Source organism: Actinoalloteichus spitiensis RMV-1378 (genome assembly GCF_000239155.1).
GTDB classification, from domain to species: domain Bacteria; phylum Actinomycetota; class Actinomycetes; order Mycobacteriales; family Pseudonocardiaceae; genus Actinoalloteichus_B; species Actinoalloteichus_B spitiensis.
This window is the reverse complement of sequence record NZ_AGVX02000277.1, coordinates 1-9,574: the sequence shown is the minus strand read 5'-3', so window position 1 is coordinate 9,574 and position 9,574 is coordinate 1. Positions and strand designations below refer to the sequence as shown.

The following is a 9,574-nucleotide window of genomic DNA, read 5'->3' as shown; positions in this document are numbered from 1 at the left end:
CCGCCCACGGCGGCGCCCACCTCCGGGCCCCTACTCCGCTGCCTCGCGCAGGCGGGCGAGGGTGCGGCTGAGCAGCCGCGAGACGTGCATCTGCGAGACCCCGATGCGCTTGGCGATCTGGGTCTGCGTCAGGTTCCCGAAGAACCGCAACAGCAGGATCTGCCGGTCGCGCTCGGGAAGCTGGGCGAGCAGCGGCTGCAGGGTCTCGCGGTACTCCACGATCTCCAGCTCGGGTTCCTCCTGCCCGATGGAGTCGCCGAGCGAGACGGTCTCGTCGTCGAGCAGCATCTCGTCCAGCGACGCGCTCCGGTAGGCGTTGCTGGCGGCCAGGCCCTCGAAGACCTGCTCCAACGGGACGTCGAGCCGTTCGGCGAGCTCGCGGGGTGTGGGGGCCCGGCCCAGGGTCTGCGAGAGCTCACTGGTGGCCGAACTGATGGCCAGGTGCATCTCCTGGAGCCTGCGGGGCACCCGGACCGACCACCCGGTGTCGCGGAAGTGGCGGCGGACCTCGCCCATGATGGTCGGGACCGCGAAGGAGAGGAAGTCGGCCCCGTGGGTGGGGTCGAAGCGGTCCACCGCCTTGATCAGACCCAGCGTCGCGACCTGGACGAGGTCCTCCTGGGACTCCCCGCGGTTGCCGAACCTCCTGGCGATGTGCTTCGCGACGGGGAGGTGCCTGGTCACCAGCGTCTCGCGCAGCTTCGCGTGCTCCGGATCGTCCGGGCTGAGCTCCGCGAGCTCGTGGAACAGCGGGGTCAGGTGCTCGTAACGCTCGCCGTTACCGTCGGAGCCCGGGTGCTGGTCGTGGGCCTCGGTCACTCGGCTACCGCCGTTCCTCGCTGTTTCACCAGCTCAACCAGTACCACACTGAGACCGTCGTCGCGCGTCTCGACGGTGCTGTCGATCGAACTGGTCAGCGTCGTCAGCACCCGCCACCCGAAGGTGTCGGTACGCGGTCCCGTGGAGCTGGCGGTCACCACCGAGGCGACGAACCGCAGCGCGGATTCCGCCACGTCGTACCGGCACACCAGCGTGGCGTCCGGCACGGCGAGGCGGATCAGCGTCGAGCAGACCTCGTCCACCGCCAGCCGGAGGTCCTCGATCGAGTCGAGGTCGAAGTCCTCCCGCATCGCGATGTCACCCGCGATCCCGCGCAGCACCGGCAGCTGGTGCGGCAGCGCGGCCACCCGCACCTCCACCGAGTGGGGGGCGAGGGCCGCGCTTCCGTTCTGTTGTGTTGGCGACTGGCTCACGTACCTACCTCATCGTCGCGTTCGGGTTGTGACCGGTGGGCGTCCCGCCTCGGGCCCGTGGCCCGACCGCCGTCCGTGCCGCCGGCGGACCCGCTGATCATCGTGTCACCGCGGGCCACAGGTGTCACCCGAGGCCCCGTGCTCAACCCTGCTGCGGCCCGCGAGGCACGTCGCCACGCCACCCACCGGTCTCCCTGCCACGCTGCTCGATGAAGTCCTTGAAGCGGTTGAGGTCACCCCGCACCCGGGACCCCACGATCCCCAGCGCCGAGCCCGCCTTCTCGGCCAGTCCTTCGGGCTGGTAGTCCATCTGGAGCGTGACCCTCGTGGTCTGGTCGTCGATCCGGTGGAACGTCACCACCCCGGACTGGTTCGGGCCGTCGGTCACCCGCCACGCGACCCTTTCGTCGGGGTGCTGTTCGGTGATCTCGGCGTCGAACTCCCGTCGGGCGCCGGCGATGGACGTCTCCCAGTGCGTCAGGGTGTCGTCGACCTGAACGACCCGCTCGACGCCCTCCATGAACTGCGGAAAGCTCTCGAACTGGGTCCACTGGTTGTACGCGGCCTGCACTGGAACCTCGACGTCGACCGTCTCGGTGTAGGACGTCATGGCACATCACTCCTCAACGAACCGGGTTGCTCACTCCCGCCGGTTACCCACTTCCGCCGGCGCCACACCTGTGGGTGGGCACATGCCGCGGCGAACCGTCGTGGCCACTCGGACGGGCTCCCGCACCGGAGGGGGTCCCGGGGCCGTCGTCGCGGGGCGAGCCCGAACGCCGCGCCGGAGCGCCGGACGCCCGGTGCCGTCCTCACTCCTCGCGGACCCGCATCGGGTCGGTGAGCCGTTCGCCTGACCCGGAGTAGAGGACGCAGTACACCCGGGAGGACCCGGAGGGCGTGAGGTCCTCGTCGGCGACCGACCGCACCTTCTCCTCCCAGGACTCCCGGGTGGGAACGAGCGCGCGGAACCGGATGTCCTCCCGCTCCCCGAGAGCCACCAGGTCGGAGTCGAAGTGCAGCCCGCAGGCCCCGACGGCCATGCGGACGAGGGTGTCCTCACCCGGGTAGGCGGGGAAGGCGGGCTCCCGCTCGTAGGAGGAGAAGAGGTTCCAGCTGGTGAAGACCTCGACGTCGTGCGGGGTGTCGCACTCCACGGCCTCGCCGTACTGCTGACCGGGCCGCAACTCGCCCGTCGAACAGGAGGACCCCTCGTCCTCGGTCAGGCCGAAGACCGGGATCTCGCCGTCGCGGCCGTAGCTCATCGGAGCGTCCATCGCCGGGTGCGGGGGCGGCTGCTCCCGATCGGTCAGCAGCCAGCGGTCGGTCAGCAGTCCGGCGCCGAACACCGCCGCGGCGGCCAGGAGCGTGATGCCCGTCCGCTTCCACGACCAGCCGCGGGCCGCCGGGGCGAGCGGACCGGAGTGCTGTCCGAACGGGTGGGTGGCCGGCCCCGGGTGACCGGCCGGGAGGAGCGGCGCGGACACCGGCCCGCCCTGCGGACCGGTCCCGCCGGCGGCCGCGTCGAGCAACCCGCCCACCTGGTGGGGGCTCAGCCGTCCCTCCGGGTTCCCGACGAGCAGCCCGGAGATCGCCGAGGCCAGTGGACCCTGGCACCGGGTGAGGTAGGGCACCTCCGTCATGATCGCGTGCAGGGTGGCCGCCGTCGTGGGGCGTTCGAACGGCGCACGTCCCTCGACGGCGAAGAAGAGCGTGGCGCCCAGCGCCCACAGGTCGGAACCGGGGGTGGCGGCGCTGTCCCTGATGCGCTCCGGCGCCATGTAGGCCATCGAGCCGATCAGGGTCCCGCTCGTCGTCAGCCTGGGGTCCTCCGCCGCCTGGGCGATGCCGAAGTCGGTCAGCTTCACCCGGCCGTCCGGCAACAGCATGATGTTGCTGGGTTTGACGTCGCGGTGCACCACCCCGGCCTGGTGCGCGGTGTTCAGCGCGGCCAGCAGCTGCCTGCCCATCGACACGACCTGGTGGGGCGGGAGCGGGCCCTGGCCCTGCACGACCTGGGACAGCGTCGGGGCCGCGATCAACTCCATCACGATCAGGGTCATGCCCTCGTCGGAGACCACGTCGTAGACGGTGACCACGGCCGGATCGTTCAACCGCCCAGCGGTGCGGGCCTCCCGCAGCACCCGCTCCTCGAACACGCCGCGTTCCTCCGGCGGGATGCCGTCGGGCAGCCGGAGTTCCTTGATCGCCACCTGCCGGCCGATCACCCGGTCCTCGGCGCGCCAGACGATCCCCATCCCGCCCCGGCCCAGTTCGTCCCGCAACTGGTACCGACCCGCCACGATCCGGTTCCGGACTGCGTCCTCCTGGTGGGTCACCGACTACCTCCGGCCGTTGGCGCACCGGTGGGGGCACCGAACGACGTCGTCTCGTGAGTGGATCGATCCGCGCCCCGGGAAATCGCCGGACGGCGCGCGAACATGCTACTGAGAGTCGGAAACGAGCCGATCGGTTCCCGGAACAGGGGGCCGATAACGGGTTACGCCAGCGGTGTGGAGCGCTCGCGGTGACTGATCCCGGGGGCTCGGCGGCACCGGTCAACCATGGAGGTGGGGAACAGGGCGCACCCGCCCGAGAGCGTTGGCACAGCGGAGGAACACGGTTGGCGAAAACGGCGCCGACCCGCGACGAACGCCGATCAGCCGGAATGCGCGGCGGTGGCGGTTCCCGGTCCGCCGGTCCGCGCCCGCGGTTGACGACGGAATCCGTCCTGCCGGGAATTCGCGTCGGGGGCAGCACTCCGCTGACCGGATGCGGTGCCACCCGGGAACGGGTCGACCCCGGGGAGGGGCCGACCCGTTCCTCGCGCGGAGCGGCGCGAACTACGCCTTGACGTCCTTGTCGCCGTCGGCGGACCTGGCCGAGGCGGGGGCGGACGAGCCGTCCTCGTCGGAGCGGTCCGGCTCCTCGATGTAGCCGTCCTCGATCAGCGTCTGCGAGATGTGCTCGGTGAGCTCCTCGCGCTGCCGCTTGCGCCGGGCCCGCAGCCAGGACTCGCGTTCCTCGTGGAACTGGCGCCAGGTCGCCACGCACATCCCGATCATGATGATGCTGAAGGGGAACGCGATGACGATCGCCGTGGTCTGCAACGCGGCGAGCCCGCTGTCTCCGCCCACCACCAGCAGCGCGATGGCGACCAGGCCCTCCACCACCGACCAGAACACCCGGCTCCAGGTCGGCGGCTCCGGGTTGCCACCCGAGGTCAGCATGTCGACCACGAGGGAGCCGGAGTCGGAGGAAGTCACGAAGAACAGCACGATCAGCACGATCGCGAAGACGGACACGATCATGCCGCCGGGCAGGTCACCGAGAACCCCGAACAGCGCGCCCTCGGTGTTCACGGCCCCGTCGACGACCAGGCCCCCCTCACCGAACAGTTCGCGGTAGAGGCCGGTGCCGCCGAAGATGGTGAACCACAGGAAGGTGATGACCGTGGGCACCAGCAGGACGCCGGCGACGAACTCGCGGACGGTGCGGCCCCGGGAGATGCGGGCGATGAAGATGCCGACGAAGGGTGCCCAGGAGATCCACCAGCCCCAGTAGAAGGTGGCCCAGGCCGCCTGCCAGGCCGCGCCCTCCTCACCCTGCATGGCGCTGACGTCGAAGCTCAGCTGCAACAGGTTCTGCAGGTACAGGCCGATGGACTGGACGAACTCCCGCAGCAGGAACAGCGTCGGGCCGGCGATCAGCACGAACAGCATGAGGATGGCGGCCATGCTCATGTTGATGTTCGACAGCCACTTGACGCCCTTCTTGACACCGCTGACCACCGAGAAGATGGCCATCGCGGTGATCCCGCCGATCAGCAGGATCAGCGCTGGCGTGCTGTCCGCCACCCCGTCGATGCCGACGAAGTCCAGTCCGGCGGCGACCTGGAGCACACCGAAGCCGAGCGAGGTCGCGACGCCGAACAGGGTGCCGACCACGGCGACGACGTCGATCACGTCGCCCCAGCGCCCCTTGACCCTGTCGCCAAGCAGCGGCTCCAGCGCCCAGCGGATCGACACCGGGCGGCCCTTGCGGTGCACCGCGTAGGCGATGGCCAGACCCACCACGACGTAGATCGCCCAGGGGTGCAGACCCCAGTGCAGGAACGTCTGCACCAGCGACTGCTGGCCGACCTGCTCGGGCGTGCCCTCCACACCGGGTTTGGGCGACGCGAAGTGGTTCAGCGGTTCGGCGACGCCCCAGAACACCAGCCCGATGCCCATGCCGGCCGCGAAGAGCATCGCGAGCCAGGAGGCGAGGCTGAACTCGGGCTCCTCGTCGTCCTTGCCCAGCTTGATGTCCCCGAAGTGGCCGATACCGACCCAGAGGGAGAAGACCACGAAGCCGGAGACGAGCGCGACGTAGTACCAGCCGAAGCCGTCCACGATGCTGCCCTGGACCGTGCCGATGATCTCCTCCGCCTGGGACGGGAAGATCATCGTCAGGGCCACGAAGGCCAGGATGATGGCGGCCGAGGGGTAGAAGACGCGCGGGGCGATGTGCCCCTTGCCTGTCTTCCCGCCGGGCTCGATCTTCTGGTCCGTTGGTGGCGAATCTGCTGAGGTGGCCACGAGTGGGCGCCTCCCAATGGTTGGCTGCTCAGTGTCCAGGGCCTTCCCGAACACGCGGAGAAACAACATAGTGCAGTCGTCGAGTGCCGCACGAGGTCACATCGTCGTGAAGTGATCCGAATGCTATCTACGCGTGGTAGCCGGAAAAACACCCACGGCATTACCGCTTCGTTATGCCCCTATCCGCAAAGCGTTATCCGTTGGGCGAATCCTCGGCGCGTACGAGACCGCACAACCCGAGCCGCCCGCCCACTGTTCCCGGATGCGGCCCGAATCACGCGAAATTCCACACCCGGGGTATTCGTTCCGGCGCGCAGCGTGACAATTCTGGTTGTCCGGGTCACAATGCGAGGTGGCTCGCTCACCCGTTTTCCGCGCCGGGCGGTCCCACCCGTGCGCCGGGCGGATCAGCTCGTGCGCCGGCCGGGTGACCCGTCGGGTACCTTCGCGCTGTGTCCATGCTGCCCGCCGAACCCACTCCGCCGCCGACCGGGTCCGACCTCGCGGCCCGCGTCGAGCGGAGCCTGCGCGAGTACCCCGACTTCCCCCAGCCGGGCGTCCTGTTCCGGGACCTCGGCGGCCTCTACGCGGACCCGGTCCTCTTCCGGGACGTCGTCGACGACTTCGAGGCGACCTTCGGCGGGGATGTCGACCTCGTCCTCGGGCTGGAGGCACGGGGCTTCGTCCTCGGAGCCGCGCTGGCCAGTCGGATGGGGATCCCCCTCGTGCTGGCCCGCAAGCCCGGCAGGCTGCCCGGCGAGGTGCACCGCGCCGGGTACTCGCTCGAGTACGGCGAGAACGTGCTGGAGATCCAGCGGGACGGGGCTGTGGCTGGCCGCCGGGTGCTGATCGTCGACGACGTCCTCGCCACCGGGGGCACCCTCGCCGCGGCGGCCCGGCTCGTCACCGAGGCCGGCGCGACGGTCGGGGGCATGGGCGTGATCGTGGGTCTCGACGGGCTCGGCGGTGAACAGGTGCTCCGCGAGCACCGCCTGCGGCTGCTGTGCACGGTGCCCGCGAGCGCCTGACCCGGTCCACGGGCACACCGAGGACCGCCGCCACGACCACGTCAGGCGGTCATGACCGCCTCCAGCCGGCGCAGGCTCGCCCTGATCGCCCGCAGGTTCCGCTGCGGGATGCCAGCGAACTCCAGCACCTTGGGGGCGCGGGACGTGGACCAGTCGAACGTTTCGGTCACGTCCGTCGTGCCGTCCCCGTTGTCCCGCAGTTCCCACCGCCACCGGTGCCCCCCGGCGTGCCGCCAGGCGATCAGCTCGTTCTCCCGGAACTCCACCACGGTGTTGGTGATGCGGTAGGGGATCCCCAGGCGCATCGACATCCCGAAGGTGCTGCCCAGGGAGAGCCGCTCCGGTCCGCCGGAGCGGGCCGAGAGCACGGTGCCGGAGCCGTCCACCAGGGCATGCCTGCCCGGGTCGGCGAGCAGGTTGAAGATCCGGTCCGGCTTCGCCGAGATCGTCCTGGTCAGCGAGATCCGTTGTTCCGCCACAGGTCCTCCCCTGTCGGTCTGCTCGTTCGCGGGCGCGCGCCGGCGCCGGGACGAGGTGGCCCTGGCCGGGCCGCTCATGCCGGCCGGTCTCGGAGCACGCAGGTCAGGCGTGCGGTGCAGCTGCGCCGGCCGGCCTCGTCCCGGACGATGATCTCGTACGTGGCGGTCGTCCGGCCCCGGTGCACCGGAGTGGCCACCCCGGTCACGAGCCCCTCGGTCACGGCCCGGTGGTGGGTGCAGGACAGTTCGAGCCCCACCGCCAGCCGGGTCGGACCGGCGTACAGGGACGCGGCGATGGAGCCGAGGGTTTCCGCGAGCACCGCGTTGGCTCCGCCGTGCAGCAGGCCGAACGGCTGCCGGTTGCCGGCCACCGGCATGGTGGCCTCCACCGACTCCTCCTCCCATCGGGTGATGTGGATGCCCATCCGGTCGATCAGCTGCTCGTCGGGGAACGCCAGTGGAGGCAGGCCGGCGGCGGCTCCGCCCCGGGCCAACGACGAACTCTCCTGGTTCGGACGGGACTGCGTACTGCGCTCCACCGGGGCCTCCTGGGCGAGACGTCGCACAAAGGTGTCGTCCAGGCACCCTAGACTCGGCGGCCGTGCCTGTGACTGACGGTGCCAGCCAGCACCCGAACCAACTGCTCCTGCTCGACGGCCACTCCCTGGCCTACCGCGCGTTCTACGCCCTGCCCGCGGAGAACTTCCGGACGGGTGCCGGGCAGACCACCAACGCGGTCTACGGCTTCACCTCGATGTTGATCAACCTGCTGCGGGACGAGCAGCCGACCCACCTCGCGGTGGCCTTCGACGTCTCCAGGAAGACCTTCCGGACCGAGAGCTTCCCCGAGTACAAGGCGAACCGGTCCGCCACGCCCGACGACTTCAAGGGCCAGGTCGACCTGATCAAGCAGATGCTCGAGGCCCTGGGCATCGTCACCCTCGCCGTCGAGGGGTACGAGGCGGACGACATCATCGCCACCCTGACCACCCGGGCGACGGCCGAGGGCGTCCGGGTGCTGATCTGCACGGGCGACCGCGACGCGTTGCAGCTGGTCACCGACGAGGTCACCGTGCTCTACCCCAAGCGGGGGGTGTCGGAACTGACCCGCTTCACCCCGGAAGCGGTGGAGGAGAAGTACGGTCTGCGGCCCGCGCAGTACCCGGACTTCGCCGCCCTGCGCGGTGATCCCTCCGACAACCTCCCCGGGATCCCCGGGGTGGGGGAGAAGACGGCGACGAAGTGGATCCGGGAGTTCGGTTCCCTCGCCGCCCTGGTCGACCGGGTCGACGAGGTGAAGGGCAAGGCGGGCGACAACCTCCGGGAGCGGGTGGCCACGGTGCTGCTCAACCGGCAGCTCACCGAGCTCGCCAGGGACGTCGACCTCGGTGTCGAGCCCGACGACCTCGCCATGCGTCCCTGGGACAGGGACGCCGTGCACCGGCTCTTCGACGACCTCGAGTTCCGCGTTCTCCGCGACCGGTTGTTCAACACCCTCTCCAGCGCCGAGCCGGAGGCCGATGAGGGGTTCGAGGTCCGGGGCGGCCGCCTCCAGCCGGGTGCGGTCCGCGAGTGGCTGGCGGAGCACACCTCCCCGGGGAGCCGGGTGGGCCTCGCCGTGCGCGGTTCCTGGGCGAGGGGCACCGGCGACGTGGAGGGCCTCGCCGTGGCCACCGGCAGCGGTGAGGGCGCCTACCTGGTCGCCGAGGACCTCACCGAGGACGACGAACGGGCGCTGGCGGACTGGCTCGCGGACGCGTCACGCCCCAAGGCGATGCACGACGCGAAGGGAGCCCTGCACGCCCTGCGGGGGCGTGGTTGGACCCTCGGCGGTCTGACCAGCGACACGGCCCTCGCCGCCTACCTGGTGCGTCCCGGGCAGCGGTCCTTCGAGCTCAGCGATCTCGTCCTCCGGCACCTCGGCCGCGAACTCCGCAGGGAGGAGCCCGAGACGGGAGCCCAGCTCTCCCTCCTCGGGGGCCCGGACGAGGAGGAGGCCGTGGCGCGGGACACCATCGTCCGCGCCAGGGCCACCGGTGACCTCGCCGACGCCCTCGACGCCGTGCTGCGGTGGGGAGCACCGGCGGAGGGGACCGGCCCGGTGGCCGGCGGCCCCGTCCGGGACGGGGTGAGCCTGCTCGGTGAGCTCGAACTCCCGCTGCTCGGCGTGCTCGCCGAGCTGGAGGCCGCCGGCATCGCCGTCGACGCCGACCGGCTCGCCGGCCTCGAAGCCG

Annotated in this window: 9 protein-coding genes; 2 read left to right on the top strand and 7 right to left on the bottom strand. The window is 70.8% G+C overall.

The window, feature by feature from the left end:
* Positions 1-30 precede the first annotated feature (30 nt).
* From ACTIDRAF_RS0213165 to ACTIDRAF_RS28705, 5 genes are all read right to left on the bottom strand, one after another.
* Positions 31-819: an RNA polymerase sigma factor SigF gene (locus ACTIDRAF_RS0213165; protein ID WP_016699201.1), complete on the bottom strand. Its 789-nt coding sequence runs from the start codon at positions 817-819 to the stop codon at positions 31-33.
* Entirely contained in the window at positions 816-1,253 is a 438-nt protein-coding gene (locus tag ACTIDRAF_RS0213160; RefSeq protein ID WP_026066056.1) for an ATP-binding protein, read from the bottom strand. The genes ACTIDRAF_RS0213165 and ACTIDRAF_RS0213160 overlap by 4 nt, the downstream gene beginning before the upstream one ends.
* Positions 1,254-1,395: 142 nt before the next feature.
* Entirely contained in the window at positions 1,396-1,863 is a 468-nt protein-coding gene (locus tag ACTIDRAF_RS0213155) for an SRPBCC family protein (protein WP_016699199.1), read from the bottom strand.
* Positions 1,864-2,065: 202 nt separating this feature from the next.
* The gene (locus tag ACTIDRAF_RS0213150) at positions 2,066-3,592 is read right to left on the bottom strand and encodes a serine/threonine-protein kinase (protein ID WP_016699198.1); all 1,527 of its coding nucleotides are present in this window, start codon (positions 3,590-3,592) and stop codon (positions 2,066-2,068) included.
* Between the two features lie 504 nt (positions 3,593-4,096).
* Positions 4,097-5,833: a BCCT family transporter gene (locus ACTIDRAF_RS28705; RefSeq protein WP_016699197.1), complete on the bottom strand. Its 1,737-nt coding sequence runs from the start codon at positions 5,831-5,833 to the stop codon at positions 4,097-4,099.
* A 458-nt stretch (positions 5,834-6,291) separates the two neighbouring features.
* Between ACTIDRAF_RS28705 and ACTIDRAF_RS0213140 the strand changes: the two genes are divergently transcribed.
* A complete protein-coding gene (locus tag ACTIDRAF_RS0213140; protein ID WP_016699196.1) occupies positions 6,292-6,861 on the top strand; it encodes an adenine phosphoribosyltransferase in 570 nt (189 codons plus the stop codon).
* A 41-nt stretch (positions 6,862-6,902) separates the two neighbouring features.
* On the opposite strand, the gene ACTIDRAF_RS0213135 is transcribed toward ACTIDRAF_RS0213140, so the two are convergent.
* Both ACTIDRAF_RS0213135 and ACTIDRAF_RS0213130 read right to left on the bottom strand, forming a co-directional pair.
* The gene (locus ACTIDRAF_RS0213135; protein WP_016699195.1) at positions 6,903-7,340 is read right to left on the bottom strand and encodes an SRPBCC family protein; all 438 of its coding nucleotides are present in this window, start codon (positions 7,338-7,340) and stop codon (positions 6,903-6,905) included.
* A 74-nt stretch (positions 7,341-7,414) separates the two neighbouring features.
* Entirely contained in the window at positions 7,415-7,834 is a 420-nt protein-coding gene (locus ACTIDRAF_RS0213130) for a hotdog fold thioesterase (protein ID WP_052168820.1), read from the bottom strand.
* 107 nt (positions 7,835-7,941) lie between these two features.
* On the opposite strand from ACTIDRAF_RS0213130, the gene ACTIDRAF_RS0213125 reads away from it, so the two are divergent.
* A partial coding sequence (locus ACTIDRAF_RS0213125) for a 5'-3' exonuclease H3TH domain-containing protein (protein WP_280956883.1) occupies positions 7,942-9,574 on the top strand: 1,633 nt, incomplete at its 3' end.